Source organism: Rhodococcus sp. JS3073 (assembly GCF_026810085.1).
Lineage (GTDB): Bacteria > Actinomycetota > Actinomycetes > Mycobacteriales > Mycobacteriaceae > Rhodococcus_F > Rhodococcus_F wratislaviensis.
Genome location: NZ_CP113951.1, coordinates 7,863,611 through 7,889,754, shown reverse-complemented (window position 1 = coordinate 7,889,754; position 26,144 = coordinate 7,863,611). Strand labels below are relative to the sequence as shown.

5 protein-coding genes are annotated in these 26,144 nt (G+C 66.3%); 3 read left to right on the top strand and 2 right to left on the bottom strand.

The window, feature by feature from the left end:
* Positions 1 to 101: 101 nt before the first annotated feature.
* Positions 102 to 692 carry a nitroreductase family deazaflavin-dependent oxidoreductase gene (locus OYT95_RS35960; RefSeq protein ID WP_174233732.1) on the top strand — a complete coding sequence of 197 codons (591 nt, stop codon included), beginning with the start codon at positions 102 to 104 and terminating at the stop codon, positions 690 to 692.
* 232 nt (positions 693 to 924) lie between these two features.
* Here the strand turns inward: OYT95_RS35960 and OYT95_RS35955 are convergent, their stop codons facing one another.
* On the bottom strand, positions 925 to 2,466 hold the full coding sequence (locus tag OYT95_RS35955) for a carboxylesterase/lipase family protein (protein WP_268790308.1): 1,542 nt from the start codon (positions 2,464 to 2,466) through the stop codon (positions 925 to 927).
* Positions 2,467 to 2,512: 46 nt separating this feature from the next.
* On the bottom strand, positions 2,513 to 2,833 hold the full coding sequence (locus OYT95_RS35950) for a GntR family transcriptional regulator (protein ID WP_268790307.1): 321 nt from the start codon (positions 2,831 to 2,833) through the stop codon (positions 2,513 to 2,515).
* A 715-nt stretch (positions 2,834 to 3,548) separates the two neighbouring features.
* Between OYT95_RS35950 and pabB the strand changes: the two genes are divergently transcribed.
* A complete protein-coding gene (pabB, locus tag OYT95_RS35945) occupies positions 3,549 to 6,434 on the top strand; it encodes an aminodeoxychorismate synthase component I (RefSeq protein ID WP_328286523.1) in 2,886 nt (961 codons plus the stop codon).
* Positions 6,400 to 26,097 (top strand): non-ribosomal peptide synthase/polyketide synthase, encoded by a 19,698-nt coding sequence (locus OYT95_RS35935; RefSeq protein WP_268790306.1) that lies wholly within the window; start codon positions 6,400 to 6,402, stop codon positions 26,095 to 26,097. The genes pabB and OYT95_RS35935 overlap by 35 nt, the downstream gene beginning before the upstream one ends.
* Positions 26,098 to 26,144 lie beyond the last annotated feature (47 nt).

The window sequence follows — 26,144 nt, the reverse complement described above, 5'->3', positions numbered from 1 at the left end:
CCCGTGCGTCGGTCCACCTCGTAAGAGCATTAGCTGCGAGCGGCGCGGACGATCTGCGATGCTGGTCAGAAGTGACCGCGCGGGACACGAGAAGGCTCAAGATGACAGAAGCCCCGAGCAACGGCTCCACATCAGGTGACAAAGCGGTGTCCGTCCGTGCCGCCGCCATCCGAGCGGCGGCCACCACCCAAGCGCCGAAGCACAGGCAACTGCTGCAATCGGCCAAGGGTGGACGCATCCTCAGCACGATGATGCTCCGGGTCTTCGCTGTCTCGACACCCCCCGGCCACGGAGTACTCACTACCACTGGACGCAAGAGCGGCAAGCAGCGCCGCAACTACGTTCGCGCGATCCGGCGCCAAGACAAGGTGTACGTGGTGATGCTCCGCCCACCCGACCTGGCTATCGAGCGACCTCTGACCGTTTCATCCTGGGTGTGGAACATCCGCGGCAACCCGAATGTTCGCCTGCGACTGCGACGCCGAACATTCGTTGGCGTCGCGCGAGAAATCAGCGACCCGACCGAGCTGCAGCAGGCAAGAGACGCGATCTGCGAGACGGTTCACCTCGTGGACTTCGGCGAGTGCCGGCTTCATCTACGCGGGCGACCCTCCCGGGCCAAGATCAAGGATCTGCATCGCTATTGGTTCGACACCGGCATTCCACTCGTCATCGAACTCGCGGACCATTGAGGGCAGTAGGCATTCGCCCGCACCGAAGATAATGCACCTGCACACCGCTCCCCCGCAGTTGTTCGGGGCGGTCGCCGACACTGCAGGAGCTCCATGAGACGAACCTTCACCGCGACGAGTGCGCCCAGCGAATGCCGACAGTAGTCGGCGCTCGTCGCCTACATGGATCGCCCAGCGGGACAGCCGGACGCTCGACGTTCGGACGATCTGTCCCCGCCATCGTTCGACGGTCCTACATTCGTCGAGCGCCAAATTTGGGCGACGGGTTCCTGTGCTCGGCGTCCGTGGAACGTCCGGTTGTCGGGGTGGTGCGCGGGAGGTTCTCGGCGCCGATGTCGATGGGGGCGGTGTCCTCACAGAGGTGCGGATCGCCATCGAACACCATGGCTTTTCTGGTGTCACCGTAGCTGGGCCAGTCCGGAGTGCCGTGGGTTGCGAAGTCGATCCAGGTTCTGTGCATCGCGTAGGTGAGGGTGCCTGGCGCCGCGTCGCCGATGAGGCCGCGGCAGGCGTCGGCGGTGTCGAAGACGAAGGGGACGTCGAGGCCGTGCGCGGCGCCGTGGTGGGGTGCTCGCCACGCGAATTCATAGACGTAGCTGCGGCCAGGGTGGCGCAGCGCGGTGCGCCGGCTCGGGGATCGGAACAGCAGGTCCGTGTAGGCGGAGGTGAGGGCGTGCGCGGCGGTGACCGCCGGGTCGTGGAGGCCGTGACGGTCGAGGAGCGCCTCGGCGTCGGGATAGGTGGCGGCGAGCTCGGTGATGGCACGGTGGGCGTCGAAGCCCGCGAACTCGTCGGCACCGAGACCGAGGTTGGCTTCCTCGCGTGTGGTGCCGATGAGCAGAGCGACGTCGTGGGAGTGCGCGCTCGCGACTCCGATCGGGTCGGGCAGGACGTCGTCGCCGGTGGTGGGGAGGAACAGCGCGCGGCGGTGCCCCGGGTCGACACCGTTGGCGTCGCGCAGGTCTGGGCGCTGCTCGTTTCTGAGCAGAGCTGCCTGGGCACGGAACACCTCGGATTCCGGCATCGCTCGGAACGCGTCTGCCGTGGGGGGAATCGCGAGCCGCCGGGCGAGTGCATGCGTCAGCTTCTCGGTGAGTGCGAGGGGGCGGGCCATCTCGTCGTGTCCACTCTGGACGATCGCTCGTCGGAACAAGCCGGAGGCTTTCGGGGAGTGCAGGAGGAATGCGACCGAGGTGCCACCGGCGGATTCTCCGAAGACGGTGACGTTGTCGGGGTTCCCGCCGAATCCCGCGATGTTGTCGCGGACCCAGTGAAGTGCTGCGATCTGGTCGCGCAGCCCGATGTTCGTGCATCCACCGGACAGGGCAAGGAAGCCCTCCGTGCCGAGTCTGTAGTTGATGGTGACCAGGACGACGCCGTCGCGCGCGAACGCGGCTCCATCGAAGGCAGGGGCACTGCCCGAACCGATCATGAACCCACCGCCGTGGATGTAGACCATCACCGGCAGCCCACTGGTGCCCGGGTCGGGTGTCCAGACGTTGAGGTTGAGGTAGTGGCCGTCGCCGATGACCCATCCGGGCCCGGTCAGTGGCGCCAGATGCGTGTGGGCGGGGTGTAATCCCGGTTGCGGTGCGGTGGCACCATACTCGGTGGCGTCCCGGGTGCCGTCCCATCGCTCTGTGGGGTGCGGGGGTGCAAAGCGGCGGTCGCCCTGAGGAGCCGCGGCGTACGGGACCCCGAGGAAGCGGGCGTCCCCGTCGGTGCGGGCACCGGAGATTTTCCCTGCACCGGTGCTGACGGTGAGAACGGTCATAAGGGGCCTTTCGCGGCGGGGCGTTCCAACGGAGTCACGTCTGCTCTCAGCCTGCCATGGGCATCGACGTCCGGTCTGGAGTCGCGGCAGTCAAGTCGTGCCTGAGGTCGTGGTATACCTCGCGGGGGATGAACCGTTTCAGGCAACCGAGGACGTCCTTCCTGGACAGGCCTTCGGCTCGTCGGCGTTCCACATTACGCGGTCGTGCGAGGCCTCGGATCGCCCCAGAGTGGGGACCTCGTCGCGGCACGTTGTCGACGTGCGACTCTGCTTCGAGTTGGCGAACCGCCTCCCGGAGGGGCACCCTGCTGACCCCCAATTCGTCCGCGAGGGAGTAGACGGACAGCTTCTCCCCGGGTTGAAGCACGCCGAGCACGATCCGGTCCCGGATCCGCTTCGTCGGCTGGACACCACTCCGCACACAGCCCGGAAGATCTGTGCGGGAGGCACAGAAGCAGCTGCAGTCGACGGCTGTTCCGCGAATTGTGGGGATTCCGGGATGTGATGTACCGGTGTACAAAACCGACCAATTGCTCTGTGGACCACTGCCGACTGGGCGACCTTGTTTCCACGGACTTTGGTGACTTAAGGTGGAGTGCGCGCAATCGCGCGGCGTGTCGGGGTCTGGGCTGGTTGCGTTGATAGACAGGCTAAATAGCCCTCCTAAGGATTGATCATGTCCACCAGGCCCACAGTATCGACGATAGAAGGACCCAGCTGTCCCCCGGCTGGCTCGTCACCAAGAATGCACGAGCGGGCATCGCCGGCACTCAGCAGCTAGTTTTCCTCAGGTCGGCGGAGCCTCGCGGCGGGGCCGACGCATCGAGAGGTCTTGGTGGCAATCATCCCGCACCATCGCGGGCACGGGCGGACTTCACGGTATGGCGCCTCATCTCAAAAAGTCGGCCGATTCGCCTCCAGTCGGTGTATCACACGAGCTCCCCGTGATGGAGGAGGGCGCCACGGGGGTACACGCTCAGACGAAAGCTCCTGCAATAAGTTCGAGGGACCTCATCAAGTCGTTGCACCGCCGAGAGACAACGCAGTGTCGTATCCCTCACGCGCCGAGAGCCGGGCAAACGATGTTTACCAAGACGTTGTTGATCGACAATTACGATTCCTTCACATACAACCTCTACAGCTTTCTCAGCGACGTCAACGGGTGCCCGCCGACGGTGGTGCGCAACGACGTGGACTGGCGTGCGATCGATCTGGCCGAGTTCGACAACATCGTGATCTCTCCGGGGCCCGGTCGTCCAGCAATCGAACGCGACTTCGGCATCAGCTCGCTGGCCATTCTGCAGGGTGGGCTTCCGACACTAGGAGTGTGCCTCGGCCATCAGGGTTTATGCCAACTGTTCGGTGCGCGTGTCGTCCTGGCTCCAGAGCCGAGGCACGGTCGAAACTCAAAGATATTTCACGACCGAAGGGAATTGTTCGCGGGTCTCCCCTCGCCTCTGTCGGTCGTTCGGTACCACTCTCTCGCCGTCGAAGATCTCCCCGATGAACTGGAGGCGACTGCATGGACATCCGACGGGGTCCTTATGGGGGTAAGGCACCGTCTGCGCCCGCTGTGGGGGTTGCAATTTCATCCGGAGTCGGTCTGCACCGATCATGGGCATGAACTCCTCGCCAACTTCCGTGACCTCACCCCGACCCGCCGGAGAGGATCCGTCTCGAAGCCACGACGACGTCGGCCGCGGACCTTGTCGCCATACGTGGTCGAAACACGACGGATAGATCGTCGAGTCGACCCACAGACGGTGTATGAGCACCTGTTCGCAGACGGCCCCAACAGTTTTTGGCTCGATGGCAGCGCCACAATGGAACCGGACGCCCGCTTCACCATCATGGGCGACGCATCTGGCCCACGCGCCGAGTACGTCACGTACGACGTTGCGGACGGCACCGTCCTGGTGCACCGTTCCGGCGTTCCGGCCCACAAACGACGCGTGCGATTCTTCGACTATCTCGACGAACAGTTGCGGATCCGCGCGGTCCCGCCATCGCCTGACCTGCCGTTCTCGTTCAATCTGGGCTACGTGGGCTACCTGGGCTACGAGTTGAAGGCCGAAGCCGACGGCAGTGCGCAACACTCCGCGGACACACCGGACGCGGCCCTGGTCTTCGCCGACCGCGCAGTCGTGATCGACCACGTCGACGGCACGTGCTACCTACTGGCGCTCAGCGAGCACGCACACGAACCCGGAACCCGCGACTGGATGCGCCGTACGGCGCGGGTAATCAACCGGATGCCCGTCACGACCGACGATGCGCGTCCCGCGGAGCCACTCATCAGGTCGGCAGCAGACCCGCGCATGACGCTGCGCCACAACCGTGAAACCTACCTCGACAAGATCCGTACCTGTTTGGAAAACATTCGGGTCGGCGAGACGTACGAAGTGTGCTTGACGAACCACGCCCAGATCGATGTCGAGATTGACCCCGTCGAAACGTTCGCCTACCTCCGATCCATTACTCCAGTGCCCTACGCAGCACTCCTGAGGTTCGAGGCAGCGGACATACTCAGCGCCTCTCCCGAGAGGTTTCTGCGCGTGGGCGCCGATCGGGTCGTGGAATCCAAACCGATCAAGGGCACCCGGCCGCGGGGTGCAACCGCTGCGACGGACGACGCGCTCCGCCGGGACCTTCTGACGAGCGAAAAGGACCGGGCCGAGAACCTCATGATCGTCGACCTCGTGCGCAACGATCTCTCACGGGTCTGCACTCCCGGTTCGGTGCACGTACCGAGATTGTTCGACGTCGAAACCTACGCACCGGTCCATCAGCTCGTGTCGACGGTTCGGGGGACGCTGCGCGGTGACGCGACTGCGGTCGGGTGTGTGCGTGCCTGCTTCCCGGGTGGCTCGATGACCGGAGCACCGAAGATCCGCACCATGGAAATCATCGATCGGCTGGAGGAGGGGCCGCGAGGGGTGTACTCGGGCGCCCTCGGCTGGCTGTCGATCAACGGCACCGCCGACCTCAGCATCGTCATCCGAACAATGGTGTCCCGGAACGGGACAGTGAGCTTCGGGATCGGGGGCGCCATCGTCGCATTGTCCGACCCCGACGAAGAGTTTATCGAGACCCTGGTCAAGGCGGCCGCCATGCGCAGGGCCCTCACGATCAGCGCCGGCAGATCACACGCCCTCGCCCACCACGTTGGTCCGCGGACCTCGAGTGACACCATCGATCGAGCCGGGCGACGACTCTCGCGGGCCGAAGTGGGCGGTGTAGGGGTGTGGGTCTGCCCTGGTGTCCCGGCGCCCAGGGCCAATGCCGAACTTGTACTTGCCGAGGCCCTCGCCGATATTTCACATGTCACCACTCCGGTGGTCGTGGACCTGTGCACCGGTTCGGGAGCAATCGCCTTGGCGATCGCGCATGCCCGAGCCGATGCCGGTGTACACGCCGTGGATGTGGATCCGACGGCCCTGAACGTGGCGCGACGCAACATCGAACGTCAGATCCGCCTCGGCGAGAGCCCGATCGTGCTTCACGAAACCGCCGTCACCGCGCCCAATCTACTGTCCGACCTCGACGGAACGGCGGATCTGGTCCTCGCTCGTCCACCGTGCATTCCCGGGGACGAAGACCTTCCCTCACAATGCGGCGAGTACCACCGGCAGGCCCCAGTCGGTGGTACAGATGGGCTGAGGCTCGCCCGGCAAACCATTGTTGCGGCGGCACGGCTCCTGCACGCGGGCGGCAACCTCGTCGTCGAGCACCGACCCGGCCACTACACGACAGTGCTCGCACTACTCGACGAGAACAAGTTCTTCTCTAACGTGGCAACACATTTCGACCACGCGGGAGAAGCGATCTACACCACATGCGCGCGGACCTCCATGCAGCCCCAGCACACCGAGGTCGGGCCCGAGCCCAACCCTTGGACGCCTCCTGGCGCAAAGAGCAGATCGGAGAAGAGTCGTGGACGCCGTCCCGCCACTGGTTCCAGGAGTTGAAAAGCGCTCGGGGACCTGCCTTCCGTCGGAGGCATGCCGGTTATCTGCCGCGCAGAAGGGAATCTGGTTCGCCCAGCAACTGGCCGGCGAGCTCCCGATCACGATCGCGCAGTACGTCGAGGTCTTCGGCGAGTTGGATATCGATTTGCTCGAGACGACCAGCCGCGTGGCTGCCAGGGAGTTCGGTTCGGGGTTCCTACGCCTGGTCGATCACGACGGTGAGCTGTATCAACTGATCGACGATACTTCCGACAGCGGGATCCGGCGATTCGACCTTCGCGCGGAGGACGACCCGATCGTCGCCGCGCAGCAGTGGATGCGCCGCGAATTCAGCACCCCGATAGACCTCCTCCACGATGCGCTCGCCGTCTCGGCGATACTCCGAGTCGGCGATCGGCACTACCACTGGTACTCACGCATTCACCACATCGCGCTCGACGGCTACGGCGCCATGAATCTGGTGCAGCGTATTGCCGAGTTGTATACGGCCGCAGTAGCCGGTGTCGAAGCCCCGCCGCTCCGCGTGCTGGACCTCGCGCAGATCGTTGAAATCGATGCTGCCTATCGGAACTCGGATCGCTTCGAAGCGGATCGGCGGTACTGGGTGGAACGGACCAAGGGACTGCCGGAGCCTGCCAGCCTGGCCGGGCGGTCGGCGCCCGTCGAGGCGCATCCACGAGTGACCAGCGCGGCCTTGTCACACGACGTAGCCACAATGCTCGACTCGGTTGTCGCGAAGCACAACTCGAGTGCGGCGCCGGTCTTGGTCGCTGCTCTTGCTGGCTTCCTGTGCGGGATGACAGGGAGACCGGACATCGTACTCAGTCTGCCGGTTTCGGCCCGAACGACCGCACCGCTGCGACGCTCAGGTGGGATGGTGGCCAATGTCGTACCGCTCCAACTCGAGGTGGGCGCGGACGTGACGATCGGGACACTGATCAAGTCCGCCCAGCTCGAGTTGACCGGGGCGCTGCGGCGGCAGCGGTACCGGCGTGAGGACATCTGCCGCGATCTCGGCAGGGACATCAGCCGCAATCGCTCGTTTGGACCGACTCTCAACATCATGCCGGTCGACCGAGAGATCCGGCTGGGACCCCACCTCGGCCGACTGCACGTGTTGACCTCCGGGCTCGTCGACGATCTTTTCGTCAACATCTACCCGAGCGTGGGCGGCACTACGACACACATCGACTTCCAGGCCAACCCGAGCCTGTACGACGACGACGTTCTCAAACGTCATCACCACCGCTTGTTGTCCTTTCTCGAACGATTCCTTTCTGCCGATGCGGGGAGTCGGGTCGGTGACCTCGACCTCCTCGACGCCACCGAACGACGGAACCTGCTCGACCGCACCGGCGGCCCCGCACACCCGGCAACGACACTGCCACAACTGCTCGCCACCGCCGCAGCACACGACCGCACCGCACCAGCGGTGACATACGGAGACCACCACCTGTCCTACGAACAACTCGACACCGCCTCCTCCCAGCTGGCACGAATCCTGATCGCCGAAGGCATCGGCACCGAAGACACCGTCGCCATCGCACTCCCCCGCTCCCCCGACGCGATCCTCGCAGTCTGGGCAACCACCAAAACCGGTGCCGCGTTCCTCCCCATCGACCCGAACTACCCGAAAGACCGCATCACCCACATGCTCTCGGACTCCCGAGCCGCACTCGGATTGACCACCACCCAACACACCACCACCCTGCCCGGACCACTGCCGTGGCTTCTCATCGACACCCCCGACTTCGAAACCCACTGCAACACCATGGATTCAGGTCCGATCACCGACACCGACCGACTCCGACCCCTGCACACCACCAACACCGCCTACCTGCTCTACACCTCCGGCTCCACCGGCACCCCCAAAGGCGTCGCCGTCACCCACCAAGGGCTCGCCAACCTCGCCGCCGAACAACGCGAACGATTCACCATCACCCCCGACTCCCGCACCCTGGCCGTGGCCTCACCGAGCTTCGACGCCTCGGTCTTCGAACTGCTCCTCGCCGCCGGATCCGGCGCCACCATGGTCATCGCCCCACCCACCGTCTTCGGCGGCGACGAACTCACCCACCTCCTCCACACCACCCACGTCACCCACGCCGTGATCACACCGGCCGCACTCGCCACGATGGACCCCACCCACCTCCACACCCTGCACACCGTCCTCTCCGCCGGCGAGGCCTGCACCCCCGACCTGCTCACCCGCTGGGCCACACCCACCGACACCTCCCACACCCCCCGCCGATTCTTCAACGGCTACGGCCCCACCGAAACCACCGTGATGAGCAACTGCAGCGGACCACTGCCACCCGGCGGCCCGATCACCATCGGCGGCCCGATCCGCGGCACCCACGCCTACGTCCTCGACGACCGACTCCGCCCCGTCCCCACCGGCGTCACCGCAGAACTGCACCTGGCCGGAATCCAACTCGCCCGCGGATACCACAGCCGACCCGCACTGACCGCCGAACGGTTCGTCGCCAACCCCTACGGCCCACCCGGCCAACGCATGTACCGCACCGGCGACCTCGTCCGCTGGCACCCCGACGGCACCCTCGAATACCTCGGCCGCCGCGACCTCCAAGTCAAAATCCGCGGCCACCGCATCGAACTCGGCGAAATCGAAGCCACCCTCACCACCCACCCCGACGTAACCCAGGCTGTCGCCGCGGTGCACCACGATCCTCACACCGGGGACCGGCTGGTCGGCTACGTCGTCTCACGTGACGGCGCCCACCTCGACCCGGATCGTGTCCGCGCGATGGTCGCGGACCGCCTCCCCGACTACATGGTGCCCTCGCCGATAACCGTGCTGGATCGGTTGCCGTTGACGGCCAGTGGGAAGGTGGATCGGCGGGCGTTGCCGGCACCGGTATTGCCGGTGTCACAGTACCGGGCGCCGATGACGGTGGTGGAGGGGGTCGTTGCCGGGGTGTTCGCCGACGTCCTCGGCGTCGATCGCGTCGGGGTCGACGAGTCGTTCTTCGCTCTCGGTGGCGACAGCATCGTCGCGATTCAGTTGGTCTCGCGCGCGAAAGCCCGGGGCGTGGTGTTCTCCTCACGCGATGTATTCGAGCGCAGGACTGTTGGCGGCTTGGCCGAAGTCGCGCAGCGTCCCGAGGACTCCGGCCCGCCGGTGGTGCTCGAGGAGTTGCCGGGCGGCGGTATCGGGTGGATGCCGCTGACCCCGGTCGCGCGGGCGCTGATCGAGCGCGGTGGCGGCTTCGGTCGATTCTCGCAACACATGGTGGTGGAGTTGCCGCCCGGAATTGACCGCGGTGGGTTGGTGGCGACGGCCGCGGCCGTGCTCGCTCACCACGACATGTTCCGCTCGCGACTGGTCGGCGACGAGCGCGGCTGGGGCCTGGAAGTCGGTGGATCGGATGCCATCGATGTGGACGGCCTTGTTCGTCGGGTGGAGGTCACCGCCGATCTCGACGAGGAAGCCGCGGCGGCGTTGGCGTCGGCGCAACTGGATGCGGCGTTGGGGCGGTTGGCGCCGACGACGGGCGTGATGGTGCAGTTCGTGTGGCTCGATTTCCGGTCGGGAGGCAGCACCGCCCAACGGCCGGGCTGGTTGCTGATCGCCGCGCACCACCTGGTGATCGACGGGGTGTCGTGGCGAATCATCCTGCCGGACCTGGCCTCCGCATGGGCGCAGGTGACCGCTGGGCACACCCCGGTGTTGGATCCCGTCGGAACGTCGATGCGTCGGTGGGCGCACGCGTTGGTCGAGGAGGCGTCGACCCCGGCGCGGCTGGCGGAGTTGCCGATGTGGCAGACGCTGTTGCAGGCGCCCGACCCGGTATTGGGCCTCCGCCCGTTCAACGCGGCGATCGATGTGGGATCCACCCTCGACCGGGTCGAGTTGCGCATACCGGCGCCGGTGACGGCGTCATTGCTGACGACCGTGCCGACACTGTTCCACGGCGGCGTCGAGGACGGACTGCTGGCGGCATTGGCGTTGGCCGTCTGCCGGTGGTGGCGCGCGCGGCAGGTCTTCGAATCCTCGACACTGATCCAACTCGAGGGACACGGCCGCCAGGAGCAGATTGCCGCGGGAGCGGATCTGTCTCGGACGGTGGGATGGTTCACCACCGTGTTTCCGGTGCGTCTGGATATCGGGGCCGCCGACCTCGACGAGGCCTTCGCCGGGGGCGCCGCGGCCGGCCTGGCGGTCAAGTCGATCAAGGAGCAGCTCAGATCTTTACCGGACAGGGGTATCGGCTTCGGACTGCTGCGCTACCTGAATCGGGACACAGCCGAGCAGTTACGGTCGCTGCCGGTCGGCCAGATCAGCTTCAACTACCTCGGCCGGATGTCCGGCGGTGGTGTGCCGAACGAGATGCGGGGGGCGCAGTGGTCACCGTGTCGCCGTCTCGGCGACATCGCCGCTCCGGGAGATGCCGACCTGCCGGCGAACGGCGTCGTCGACATCAATGCGATCGTCACCGACGACGGCGAGGGTCCGGTGCTGGGCGCCACGTTCACATTCCCGACGGGTGCAATCGCGCGGACCGATGTGCAGGACTTGACGGAACAATGGTGTGCGGCGCTCGCCGCGCTCGCCACCCATGCGCAGACCCCCGACGCCGGCGGGCTGACACCGTCGGATCTACCGTTGATCACCGCACGTCAATCGGACATCGACCGCTGGGAAGCGGCGTATCCGGCCGTCACGGACGTGTGGCCCCTGACGCCGCTGCAGTCGGGTCTGCTGTTCCACGCGCTGTTGGCCGCGTCATCGGTCGACGTGTACTCGATGCAGGTCGTATTCACCCTCACCGGCCGGGTGGACGCCACCCGGTTGCATGCGGCGGCACAGGCGGTACTGGATCGCCACCCGAACCTGCGGGTGGCGTTCGTCGAGGCAGCCGACGGCATACCCGTCCAGCTGGTACTCGACAAGCTGCCGGTGCCATGGTCCGAGGTCGATCTACGCCAAGTCGACGACACCACTCGCCCGGACGCGTTGACGCGACTGCTGGCCGACGATCAGGCCACCCACTTCGACCTGACCGCACCGCCGTTGATCCGATTCACACTGGTCACGGTAGCCGAGGACCGATACGAGCTGGTCGTCGCCAACCACCACATCCTGCTCGACGGCTGGTCCATGCCACTACTGATGACGGACATGCTCGCACTCTATGCCGCCGGCGACGAGCCGTCGGCGTTGCCTCCCACCCGCCCGTATCGCAATTATCTGGAATGGCGCACCGAACAAGACGAGGCAGCGTCGCGGCAGGCCTGGGCGGCGGCGCTCGAGGGTGTCGAGGGCCCGACCCTGCTCGCCCCCGCCGACCCGGGCCGAGAGATCTCCTCCCGGGCCGGTGACGTAACCGCCGATCTCGGCGAGCACAAAACACGTGCCCTGTCCGAGTTGGCCGCCCGACTCGATGTCACCGTCAACACGGTGATGCAGGCGGCCTGGGGAATTCTGCTGATGCGGATGACCGGCCGCGACGACACCGTCTTCGGCAGCACCGTGTCAGGACGGCCACCCCAGCTCGCAGGCGTGGAATCGATGATCGGACTGTTCATCAACACCGTGCCGGTCAGGGTGCGAGCGGACCCCGACGAGTCGATCACCCAACTACTGACGCGGATGCACCGTGAACAAACCGACCTGCTCGACCACCACTACCTCGGGCTCACCGACATCCAGCAATCCGCCGGCACAACCGACGCCCTGTTCGACACCCTGACGGTGTTCGAGTCGTATCCCGTCGAACACGCCGCACTCACCGAACAGGCCGCCGCACTCGACGGCATCACCCTCACCGGTATCACCGCCAACGACAACACCCACTACCCCCTCGCCCTGAAAATCACCGCCGACACCCAAATCCGACTAACCCTGACCTACCTCCACGACCTGTTCGACGAACCATACGTCCAAGCCCTGCTCAACCGATACCTACGCGCCCTCGAAGCCATCATCGCCGATCCCGACAGCCCAGTCGGCGACCTCGACCTCCTCGACCCCGACGAAAAACGGAACCTGCTCGACCGCACCGGCGGCCCCGAACACCCCGCAACGACACTGCCACAACTGCTCGCCACCGCCGCAGCACACGACCGCACCGCACCAGCGGTGACATACGGAGACCACCACCTGTCCTACGAACAACTCGACACCGCCTCCTCCCAGCTGGCACGAATCCTGATCGCCGAAGGCATCGGCACCGAAGACACCGTCGCCATCGCACTCCCCCGCTCCCCCGACGCGATCCTCGCAGTCTGGGCAACCACCAAAACCGGCGCCGCGTTCCTCCCCATCGACCCGAACTACCCGAAAGACCGCATCACCCACATGCTCTCGGACTCCCGAGCCGCACTCGGATTGACCACCACCCAACACACCACCACCCTGCCCGGACCACTGCCGTGGCTCGTCATCGACACCCCCGACTTCGAAACCCACTGCAACACCATGGATTCAGGACCGATCACCGACACCGACCGACTCCGACCCCTGCACACCACCAACACCGCCTACCTGCTCTACACCTCCGGCTCCACCGGCACCCCCAAAGGCGTCGCCGTCACCCACCAAGGGCTCGCCAACCTCGCCGCCGAACAACGCGAACGATTCACCATCACCCCCGACTCCCGCACCCTGGCCGTGGCCTCACCGAGCTTCGACGCCTCGGTCTTCGAACTGCTCCTCGCCGCCGGATCCAGCGCCACCATGGTCATCGCCCCACCCACCGTCTTCGGCGGCGACGAACTCACCCACCTCCTCCACACCAACCACATCACCCACGCCGTGATCACACCGGCCGCACTCGCCACCATCGACCCCACCCACCTCCACACCCTGCACACCGTCCTCTCCGCCGGCGAGGCCTGCACCCCCGACCTGCTCACCCGCTGGGCCACACCCACCGACACCTCCCACACCCCCCGCCGATTCTTCAACGGCTACGGCCCCACCGAAACCACCGTGATGAGCAACTGCAGCGGACCACTGCCACCCGGCGGCCCGATCACCATCGGCGGCCCGATCCGCGGCACCCACGCCTACGTCCTCGACGACCGACTCCGCCCCGTCCCCACCGGCGTCACCGCAGAACTGCACCTGGCCGGAATCCAACTCGCCCGCGGATACCACAGCCGACCCGCACTGACCGCCGAACGGTTCATCGCCAACCCCTACGGCCCACCCGGCCAACGCATGTACCGCACCGGCGACCTCGTCCGCTGGCACCCCGACGGCACCCTCGAATACCTCGGCCGCCGCGACCTCCAAGTCAAAATCCGCGGCCACCGCATCGAACTCGGCGAAATCGAAGCCACCCTCACCACCCACCCCGACATCACCCACGCCGCAGTGACGGTGCACAAGGGCCCCGTCACCGAGCAATTGGTCGCCTATGTGGTGCCGGCCCCGGGCGCCCACGTCGACCCCGAGAGGCTCGCCGCGACGGTCGGTGCGCGCCTGCCTGATTTCATGGTGCCGTCGGTGTTCGTGACTCTCGACCGGATGCCAGTGAGCGTGAACGGCAAGATCGACCGCCGCGCACTACCCGCACCCGTACTACCGACACCCCGGTTCCGGCCACCGGCCACCACCGTGGAGGGGGTCGTTGCCGGGGTGTTCGCCGACGTCCTCGGCCGCGAGATGGTCGGGCTCGACGACGACTTCTTCACCCTGGGCGGCAACTCGCTGCTTGCGACGCAGGTGGTGTCGCGGCTGGGTGTGGCGATGGATGCGCGGGTACCGATGCGGGTGCTGTTCGAGGCGTCGTCGGTGCAGGCACTGTCGACGTGGCTCGCCTCCCGGGCGACGGCGGACGCACACACACCGCTGCTGCCCCGGCCCCGACCCGAACACATCCCGCTATCGTATGCGCAGCAACGCATCTGGTTCCTCAACCGGTTCGACCCACACTCACCGGTCTACACCATCCCATTCGCCGTGCGCCTCGCGGGAACAATCGACACCGCCGCACTGCTGGCAGCGATCGCCGACCTCGTCAACCGGCACGAGACCCTCCGGACGATCTACCCCGAATCCGAAACCGGCCCGCACCAAATGATCGTCCCGGCAGCCGAGGTCAGTAGCGGATTCGCCACCGCCGCGGTGACCGAGAACGAGCTCGCCGCACGACTGCTGTCGATGGCCTCCGCCGAGTTCGACGTCACAGAATCGGTGCCGGTACGGGCCGCCCTGTTCGAGACAGCCGACAACGAACACGTGCTCGCCGTGGTGCTGCACCACATCTGCGCCGACGGCTCCTCGATCGCCCCGCTGGCCCGGGATCTCATGGCCGCCTACACGGCCCGAACCGGCGGACACACGCCATCGTGGCCACCACTGGCGGTGCAGTACGCCGACTACACCCTATGGCAGCGCGAACTACTCGGCTCCGACGACGACCCCAACTCGGTGCTCGCGCAACAGCTGACCTACTGGCGTTCCACACTCGACGGTCTACCGGAACAGCTCGAATTGCCCGGGAACCGGACCCGGTCGGTGGTGTCGCACCGTGGCCGGACACACACGTTCACCATCGACGCACCCACCCACCGCGCGGCAGCCGAACTCGCACGACAACACACCGCGACCGTGTTCATGGTGGTGCACACCGCGTTCGCGATATTCCTGGCCCGGATGTCGGGCACCACTGACATCATCATCGGCACCCCGGTCGCCGGCCGCGGCGACCCGGCACTCGACGATCTGGTCGGCATGTTCGTCAACACCCTCGCACTGCGAACCCCGGTCGACGCCGCCAGCAGCTTCACCCAACTGCTCACGACGGTGCGAGAAACCGACCTGGCCGCATTCGAGCACGCCGACGTGCCGTTCGAACGGGTGGTCCAGGCCCTCAACCCGGCACGATCGACCACCCGACACCCACTGTTCCAGGTGATGCTCGTCTTCCAGAACCAAGAGCCCCCGAAGCTCGAACTGGCGGGACTGACCGCCCACATCGAGGACATCGACCACACCGCCACCCAGTTCGACCTCACGCTGACGGTGAGTGAACGCGTCGATCGCGACGGTGCCGCTCGAGGATTGACCGCCGCGCTGACTTACGCGCAGGACCTGTTCGACGAGGACACCGTCCGCGGATTCGCAGACCGGTTCACCCGGCTCCTCGAGGCAGCGGTCGCCGATCCGGACAGCCCGGTCGGCGACCTCGACCTCCTCGACCCCGACGAAAAACGGAACCTGCTCGACCGCACCGGCGGCCCCGAACACCCCGCAACGACACTGCCACAACTGCTCGCCACCGCCGCAGCACACGACCGCACCGCACCAGCGGTGACATACGGAGACCACCACCTGTCCTACGAACAACTCGACACCGCCTCCTCCCAGCTGGCACGAATCCTGATCGCCGAAGGCATCGGCACCGAAGACACCGTCGCCATCGCACTCCCCCGCTCCCCCGACGCGATCCTCGCAGTCTGGGCAACCACCAAAACCGGTGCCGCGTTCCTCCCCATCGACCCGAACTACCCGAAAGACCGCATCACCCACATGCTCTCGGACTCCCGAGCCGCACTCGGATTGACCACCACCCAACACACCACCACCCTGCCCGGACCACTGCCGTGGCTTCTCATCGACACCCCCGACTTCGAAACCCACTGCAACACCATGGATTCAGGACCGATCACCGACACCGACCGACTCCGACCCCTGCACACCACCAACACCGCCTACCTGCTCTACACCTCCGGCTCCACCGGCACCCCCAAAGGCGTCGCCGTCACCCACCAAGGGCTCGCCAACCTCGCCGCCGAACAACGCGAACGATTCACCATCACCCCCGACTCCCGCACCCTGGCCGTGGCCTCACCGAGCTTCGACGCCTCGGTCTTCGAACTGCTCCTCGCCGCCGGATCCGGCGCCACCATGGTCATCGCCCCACCCACCGTCTTCGGCGGCGACGAACTCACCCACCTCCTCCACACCACCCACATCACCCACGCCGTGATCACACCGGCCGCACTCGCCACCATCGACCCCACCCACCTCCACACCCTGCACACCGTCCTCTCCGCCGGCGAGGCCTGCACCCCCGACCTGCTCACCCGCTGGGCCACACCCACCGACACCTCCCACACCCCCCGCCGATTCTTCAACGGCTACGGCCCCACCGAAACCACCGTGATGAGCAACTGCAGCGGACCACTGCCACCCGGCGGCCCGATCACCATCGGCGGCCCGATCCGCGGCACCCACGCCTACGTCCTCGACGACCGACTCCGCCCCGTCCCCACCGGCGTCACCGCAGAACTGCACCTGGCCGGAATCCAACTCGCCCGCGGATACCACAGCCGACCCGCACTGACCGCCGAACGGTTCGTCGCCAACCCCTACGGCCCACCCGGCCAACGCATGTACCGCACCGGCGACCTCGTCCGCTGGCACCCCGACGGCACCCTCGAATACCTCGGCCGCCGCGACCTCCAAGTCAAAATCCGCGGCCACCGCATCGAACTCGGCGAAATCGAAGCCACCCTCACCACCCACCCCGACATCACCCACGCCGCAGTGACGGTGCACAAGGGCCCCGTCACCGAGCAATTGGTCGCCTATGTGGTGCCGGCCCCGGGCGCCCACGTCGACCCCGAGAGGCTCGCCGCGACGGTCGGTGCGCGCCTGCCTGATTTCATGGTGCCGTCGGTGTTCGTGACTCTCGACCGGATGCCAGTGAGCGTGAACGGCAAGATCGACCGCCGCGCACTACCCGCACCCGTACTACCGACACCCCGGTTCCGGGCGCCGGCCACTCCCCTCGAACAGACCATCGCCGACGTCTTCGCCGACGTCCTCGGCGTCGATCGCGTCGGGGTCGACGAGTCGTTCTTCGCTCTCGGTGGCGACAGCATCGTCGCGATTCAGTTGGTCTCGCGCGCGAAAGCCCGGGGCGTGGTGTTCTCCTCACGCGATGTATTCGAGCGCAGGACTGTTGGCGGCTTGGCCGAAGTCGCGCAGCGTCCCGAGGACTCCGGCCCGCCGGTGGTGCTCGAGGAGTTGCCGGGCGGCGGTATCGGGTGGATGCCGCTGACCCCGGTCGCGCGGGCGCTGATCGAGCGCGGTGGCGGCTTCGGTCGATTCTCGCAACACATGGTGGTGGAGTTGCCGCCCGGAATTGACCGCGGTGGGTTGGTGGCGACGGCCGCGGCCGTGCTCGCTCACCACGACATGTTCCGCTCGCGACTGGTCGGCGACGAGCGCGGCTGGGGCCTGGAAGTCGGTGGATCGGATGCCATCGATGTGGACGGCCTTGTTCGTCGGGTGGAGGTCACCGCCGATCTCGACGAGGAAGCCGCGGCGGCGTTGGCGTCGGCGCAACTGGATGCGGCGTTGGGGCGGTTGGCGCCGACGACGGGCGTGATGGTGCAGTTCGTGTGGCTCGATTTCCGGTCGGGAGGCAGCACCGCCCAACGGCCGGGCTGGTTGCTGATCGCCGCGCACCACCTGGTGATCGACGGGGTGTCGTGGCGAATCATCCTGCCGGACCTGGCCTCCGCATGGGCGCAGGTGACCGCTGGGCACACCCCGGTGTTGGATCCCGTCGGAACGTCGATGCGTCGGTGGGCGCACGCGTTGGTCGAGGAGGCGTCGACCCCGGCGCGGCTGGCGGAGTTGCCGATGTGGCAGACGCTGTTGCAGGCGCCCGACCCGGTATTGGGCCTCCGCCCGTTCAACGCGGCGATCGATGTGGGATCCACCCTCGACCGGGTCGAGTTGCGCATACCGGCGCCGGTGACGGCGTCATTGCTGACGACCGTGCCGACACTGTTCCACGGCGGCGTCGAGGACGGACTGCTGGCGGCATTGGCGTTGGCCGTCTGCCGGTGGTGGCGCGCGCGGCAGGTCTTCGAATCCTCGACACTGATCCAACTCGAGGGACACGGCCGCCAGGAGCAGATTGCCGCGGGAGCGGATCTGTCTCGGACGGTGGGATGGTTCACCACCGTGTTTCCGGTGCGTCTGGATATCGGGGCCGCCGACCTCGACGAGGCCTTCGCCGGGGGCGCCGCGGCCGGCCTGGCGGTCAAGTCGATCAAGGAGCAGCTCAGATCTTTACCGGACAGGGGTATCGGCTTCGGACTGCTGCGCTACCTGAATCGGGACACAGCCGAGCAGTTACGGTCGCTGCCGGTCGGCCAGATCAGCTTCAACTACCTCGGCCGGATGTCCGGCGGTGGTGTGCCGAACGAGATGCGGGGGGCGCAGTGGTCACCGTGTCGCCGTCTCGGCGACATCGCCGCTCCGGGAGATGCCGACCTGCCGGCGAACGGCGTCGTCGACATCAATGCGATCGTCACCGACGACGGCGAGGGTCCGGTGCTGGGCGCCACGTTCACATTCCCGACGGGTGCAATCGCGCGGACCGATGTGCAGGACTTGACGGAACAATGGTGTGCGGCGCTCGCCGCGCTCGCCACCCATGCGCAGACCCCCGACGCCGGCGGGCTGACACCGTCGGATCTACCGTTGATCACCGCACGTCAATCGGACATCGACCGCTGGGAAGCGGCGTATCCGGCCGTCACGGACGTGTGGCCCCTGACGCCGCTGCAGTCGGGTCTGCTGTTCCACGCGCTGTTGGCCGCGTCATCGGTCGACGTGTACTCGATGCAGGTCGTATTCACCCTCACCGGCCGGGTGGACGCCACCCGGTTGCATGCGGCGGCACAGGCGGTACTGGATCGCCACCCGAACCTGCGGGTGGCGTTCGTCGAGGCAGCCGACGGCATACCCGTCCAGCTGGTACTCGACAAGCTGCCGGTGCCATGGTCCGAGGTCGATCTACGCCAAGTCGACGACACCACTCGCCCGGACGCGTTGACGCGACTGCTGGCCGACGATCAGGCCACCCACTTCGACCTGACCGCACCGCCGTTGATCCGATTCACACTGGTCACGGTAGCCGAGGACCGATACGAGCTGGTCGTCGCCAACCACCACATCCTGCTCGACGGCTGGTCCATGCCACTACTGATGACGGACATGCTCGCACTCTATGCCGCCGGCGACGAGCCGTCGGCGTTGCCTCCCACCCGCCCGTATCGCAATTATCTGGAATGGCGCACCGAACAAGACGAGGCAGCGTCGCGGCAGGCCTGGGCGGCGGCGCTCGAGGGTGTCGAGGGCCCGACCCTGCTCGCCCCCGCCGACCCGGGCCGAGAGATCTCCTCCCGGGCCGGTGACGTAACCGCCGATCTCGGCGAGCACAAAACACGTGCCCTGTCCGAGTTGGCCGCCCGACTCGATGTCACCGTCAACACGGTGATGCAGGCGGCCTGGGGAATTCTGCTGATGCGGATGACCGGCCGCGACGACACCGTCTTCGGCAGCACCGTGTCAGGACGGCCACCCCAGCTCGCAGGCGTGGAATCGATGATCGGACTGTTCATCAACACCGTGCCGGTCAGGGTGCGAGCGGACCCCGACGAGTCGATCACCCAACTACTGACGCGGATGCACCGTGAACAAACCGACCTGCTCGACCACCACTACCTCGGGCTCACCGACATCCAGCAATCCGCCGGCACAACCGACGCCCTGTTCGACACCCTGACGGTGTTCGAGTCGTATCCCGTCGAACACGCCGCACTCACCGAACAGGCCGCCGCACTCGACGGCATCACCCTCACCGGTATCACCGCCAACGACAACACCCACTACCCCCTCGCCCTGAAAATCACCGCCGACACCCAAATCCGACTAACCCTGACCTACCTCCACGACCTGTTCGACGAACCATACGTCCAAGCCCTGCTCAACCGATACCTACGCGCCCTCGAAGCCATCATCGCCGATCCCGACAGCCCAGTCGGCGACATCGACCTCCTCGACCCCGACGAAAAACAGCTGATCCTCGAGGACTGGAACCACACCGATCATGCGACAACCACCGACACACTGGTGTCGATGTTCGGTGCGCAGGTCGCGCGCACACCCGACGCGCCCGCGGTGGTGGACGGAAACCGAACACTGTCCTACGCCGAGTTCGATGCACGCGTCAACCGTCTCGCCCGACACCTGATCACCCAGAGTGTGGGCCCGGAAACCATCGTGGCACTACGGATGCGCCGCTCCCTCGACTTCATCGTCGGCGTCTACGCCACCCTCACCGCCGGTGCAGCGTATCTGCCCATCGACCCCGACCACCCAGCCGAGCGCACACACTTCATTCTCGCAGTGGCACAACCCACCTGCATGCTGACCACCACCCACGACGACCAAGACGACCTGCCCGACCCGGTACCGGTCCTCCACCTCGACACCATCGATCTGTCACCGCTGTCCGCGGCGCCGGTGACCGACGCGGACCGCCGCGCACCACTACGCCCGCAGAACATGGCGTACGTGATGTTCACCTCGGGATCGACCGGCCGGCCGAAGGGGGTGACCGTGGCGCACACCGCGATCGTCAACGAGGTGCAGTGGGTTGCGTTAGATTACGGCTTCGGTGACCGTCTCCTGCAGAGCAACGCGGTGACCTTCGACGCATCGACCCCCGACCTCTTCGCACCGCTGCAGGTCGGGGGCTGCGTGGTCTTGGCAGGGCCCGAAGGCCAACGCGACCCCGACTACCTCGCCGAACTCATCCGCACCCAAGCGATTACCCACATGTCCTCGGTGCCGACGGTACTGACCGCCCTGATGGCCAGCCGATCACCCGACGTCCTCCGCGGCGTGCGGGTGATCTACCTCGGCGGTGAAACACTGTCCGGGCACACGGTGGCACGGTTGGCGGAGTTCGGTCCGGCGACGGTATGGAACCAGTACGGGCCCACCGAAACCACCGTCAGCGTCATCTGCCACCGCTGCACCCAGCACGAACAGAGAGTGGTACCCATCGGCACACCCCAGACCAACTGCCACGCCTACGTGCTGGACCACCGCTTGCATCCGGCACCGGTGGCAGTGGTGGGCGAGTTGTATGTGTCCGGGGTCCAGCTGGCCCGCGGATACCACAGCCGACCCGCACTGACCGCCGAACGGTTCGTCGCCAACCCCTATGGCCCACCCGGCCAACGCATGTACCGCACCGGCGACCTCGTCCGCTGGCACCCCGACGGCACCCTCGAATACCTCGGCCGCCGCGACCTCCAAGTCAAAATCCGCGGCCACCGCATCGAACTCGGCGAAATCGAAGCAACCCTGACGGCGGATCCCGACGTAACCCAGGCTGTCGCCGCGGTGCACCACGATCCCCGCACCGGGGACCGGCTCGTCGGCTACGTCGTCTCACGTGACGGCGCCCACCTCGACCCGGATCGTGTCCGCGCGATGGTCGCGGACCGCCTCCCCGACTACATGGTGCCCTCGCCGATAACCGTGCTGGATCGGTTGCCGTTGACGGCCAGTGGGAAGGTGGATCGGCGGGCGTTGCCGGCACCGGTATTGCCGGTGCCACAGTACCGGGCGCCGATGACGGCGGAGGAGGGGGTCGTTGCCGGGGTGTTCGCCGACGTCCTCGGCCGCGAGCGGGTCGGACTCGACGACGACTTCTTCACCCTCGGCGGCAACTCGCTGCTTGCGACGCAGGTGGTGTCGCGGCTGGGTGTGGCGATGGATGCGCGGGTACCGATGCGGGTGCTGTTCGAGGCGTCGTCGGTGCAGGCACTGTCGACGTGGCTCGCCTCCCGGGCGACGGCGGACGCACACACACCGCTGCTGCCCCGGCCCCGACCCGAACACATCCCGCTATCGTATGCACAGCAACGCATCTGGTTCCTCAACCGGTTCGACCCACACTCACCGGTCTACACCATCCCATTCGCCGTGCGCCTCGCGGGAACAATCGACACCGCCGCACTGCTGGCAGCGATCGCCGACCTCGTCAACCGGCACGAGACCCTCCGGACGATCTACCCCGAATCCGAGGCCGGCCCGCACCAAGCGATCGTCCCGGCAGCCGAGGTCAGTAGCGGATTCGCCACCGCCGCGGTGACCGAGAACGAGCTCGCCGCACGACTGCTGTCGATGGCCTCCGCCGAGTTCGACGTCACCACATCGGTGCCGGTACGGGCCGCCCTGTTCGAGACAGCCGACAACGAACACGTGCTCGCCGTGGTGCTGCACCACATCTGCGCCGACGGCTCCTCGATCGCCCCGCTGGCCCGGGATCTCATGGCCGCCTACACGGCCCGAACCGGCGGACACACGCCATCGTGGCCACCACTGGCGGTGCAGTACGCCGACTACACCCTATGGCAGCGCGAACTACTCGGCTCCGACGACGACCCCAACTCGGTGCTCGCGCAACAGCTGACCTACTGGCGTTCCACACTCGACGGGCTGCCCGAACAGCTCGAATTGCCGGGGAACCGGACCCGGTCGGTGGTGTCGCACCGTGGCCGGACACACACGTTCACCATCGACGCACACACCCACCGCGCGGCAGCCGAACTCGCACGACAACACACCGCGACCGTGTTCATGGTGGTGCACACCGCGTTCGCGATGTTCCTGGCCCGGATGTCGGGCACCACTGACATCATCATCGGCACCCCGGTCGCCGGCCGCGGCGACCCGGCACTCGACGATCTGGTCGGCATGTTCGTCAACACCCTCGCACTGCGAACCCCGGTCGACGCCGCCAGCAGCTTCACCCAACTGCTCACGACGGTGCGAGAAACCGACCTGGCCGCATTCGAGCACGCCGACGTGCCGTTCGAACGGGTGGTCCAGGCCCTCAACCCGGCACGATCGACCACCCGACACCCACTGTTCCAGGTGATGCTCGTCTTCCAGAACCAAGAGCCCCCGAAGCTCGAACTGGCGGGACTGACCGCCCACATCGAGGACATCGACCACACCGCCACCCAGTTCGACCTCACGCTGACGGTGAGTGAACGCGTCGATCGCGACGGTGCCGCTCGAGGATTGACCGCCGCGCTGACTTACGCACAGGACCTGTTCGACGAGGACACCGTCCGCGGATTCGCAGACCGGTTCACCCGGCTCCTCGAGGCAGCGGTCGCCGGGCCCGACAGCCCGGTCGGCGACATCGACCTCCTCGACCCCACCGAAAAACAGCTGATCCTCGAGGACTGGAACCACACCGATCATGCGACAACCACCGACACACTGGTGTCGATGTTCGGTGCGCAGGTCGCGCGCACACCCGACGCGCCCGCGGTGGTGGACGGAAACCGAACACTGTCCTACGCCGAGTTCGATGCACGCGTCAACCGTCTCGCCCGACACCTGATCACCCAGAGTGTGGGCCCGGAAACCATCGTGGCACTGCGAATGCGCCGCTCCCTCGACTTCATCGTCGGCGTCTACGCCACCCTCACCGCCGGTGCAGCGTATCTGCCCATCGACCCCGACCACCCAGCCGAGCGCACACACTTCATTCTCGCAGTGGCACAACCCACCTGCATGCTGACCACCACCCACGACGACCAAGACGACCTGCCCGACCCGGTACCGGTCCTCCACCTCGACACCATCGATCTGTCACCGCTGTCCGCGGCGCCGGTGACCGACGCGGACCGCCGCGCACCACTACGCCCGCAGAACATGGCGTACGTGATGTTCACCTCGGGATCGACCGGCCGGCCGAAGGGGGTGACCGTGGCGCACAGCGCGATCGTCAACGAGGCTCAGTGGGTGGTCGAGGCGTTCGATCACCGTGCCGGTGATCGTCTTCTGCAGAGCAACGCGGTGACCTTCGACGCGTCGACCCCCGACCTCTTCGCACCGCTGCAGGTCGGGGGCTGCGTGGTCTTGGCAGGGCCCGACGGCCAACGCGACCCCGACTACCTCGCCGAACTCATCCGGGCACAGAAGGTCACTCACGTGGCGTCGGTGCCGACGGTACTGACCGCCCTGATGGCCAGCCGATCACCCGACGTCCTCCGCGGCGTGCGGGTGGTCTACCTCGGCGGTGAAACGCTGTCCGGGCAGACGGTCGCACGGTTGGCGGAGTTCGGTCCGGCGACGGTATGGAACCAGTACGGGCCCACCGAAACCACCGTCAGCGTCATCTGCCACCGCTGCACCCAGCACGAAGAGTCGGTGGTACCCATCGGCACACCCCAGACCAACTGCCACGCCTACGTGCTGGATCATCGCTTGCATCCGGTACCGGTGGCGGTGGTAGGCGAGTTGTATGTGTCCGGGGTACAGCTGGCACGCGGATACCACAGCCGACCCGCACTGACCGCCGAACGGTTCATCGCCAACCCCTATGGCCCACCCGGCCAACGCATGTACCGCACCGGCGACCTCGTCCGCTGGCACCCCGACGGCACCCTCGAATACCTCGGCCGCCGCGACCTCCAAGTCAAAATCCGCGGCCACCGCATCGAACTCGGCGAAATCGAAGCCACCCTCACCACCCACCCCGACATCACCCACGCCGCAGTGACAGTCCACCACGACCACCACACCGGCGACCGACTCGTCGGATACGTCGTCCCCCGCGACCACACCCCCCTCGACCCCACCACAATCCACACCTTCGCCGCCGACCACCTCCCCGACTACATGGTGCCCACCCCCATCACCATCCTCGACGCACTACCCCTGACCACCAACGGCAAGATCGACCGCCGCGCACTCCCCGCACCAGCGCCGTTGAACCGGCAGTTCCGACCACCGGTCACCCCCACCGAACAGACCATCGCCGACGTCTTCACCGACGTCCTCAGCGTCGACCGCGTCGGACTCGACGACGACTTCTTCACCCTGGGCGGCAACTCGCTGCTCGCCATCCAGGTCAGTGCGCGGCTGCGCGAGGCTCTCGACGTCGAGATGCAAGTGACATGGCTCTTCACTGGAGCCACGGTGGAAGCGATCGCCAGTAGAGTCGAGGCGGTCTCCGACGGGTCTACACCTATTGTGCCGACCGGACCTTCGGCATTCGACGTCCTGTTCCCGATCACATCAGTTGGGGATTCCGACCCGATCTTTTGCATACACCCGGCTAGCGGATTGGCCTGGTGCTACGCAGGTTTGGGTCGATACACCGAACCGAGACGGCGAATCTACGGGCTGCAATCCCCCGAACTCGTCGAAGACGACCCGCATCCCCGTTCGATCGAACAGTTGGCGGAGCACTACGTCCGGGAGATCCAGGCCGTGCAACCAGATGGGCCATATCACCTGCTCGGCTGGTCCTTGGGCGGAGTTATTGCCCACGCCGTAGCCACACGATTTCGCCTTCTCGGGAAACAGGTCTCGATGCTGGCGATGCTGGACAGCTTTTTCCGCGAAGCGGATTCGACTGCAAACCAGGAATTCACTGTTGAAGACATCCTGGTCGAGCTAGCCGATCTGTTTGGATTCGGTGCCGAAGACTTCGATGCCGCGGGGGAAACCATGTCGGCTGAACAAGCGACCGAATTGATTCATCTGCGAACCGGGTCATTCGAGTTTCTCCAGCCATCACACGTGAAGCGGATCGTCGAATCCTTCAATGACGCGCCCCGGTTGGTCGCCGACTACCACCCCGCCGTGTTCGACGGAGACATGGTTTTCTTCGCCGCCGCAGCTGACGATATGACTCGGGAGGTTGCCGAAAGTTGCTGGCAACCATACATAACTGGTTCAATCGACTACTATCCCATCGATGCCACCCATATTCGTATGACCACGCCACGAGCTTTGGCGGACATTGCACGAGTTCTCAACACCTACCTCGTCGACGCTGCCGGTTAGTTGCGGTTCGACATCGGTGAGCGCCGCTCTGCCGGGTTGGTTAGCAC

What these genes read in the sequence shown, in the direction of transcription:
- OYT95_RS35960 (WP_174233732.1), top strand. Translation starts at nt 102, where the DNA reads ATGACAGAAGCCCCGAGCAACGGCTCCACATCAGGTGACAAAGCGGTG.
- OYT95_RS35955 (WP_268790308.1), bottom strand. Translation starts at nt 2,466, where the DNA reads ATGACCGTTCTCACCGTCAGCACCGGTGCAGGGAAAATCTCCGGTGCC.
- pabB (WP_328286523.1), top strand. Translation starts at nt 3,549, where the DNA reads ATGTTTACCAAGACGTTGTTGATCGACAATTACGATTCCTTCACATAC.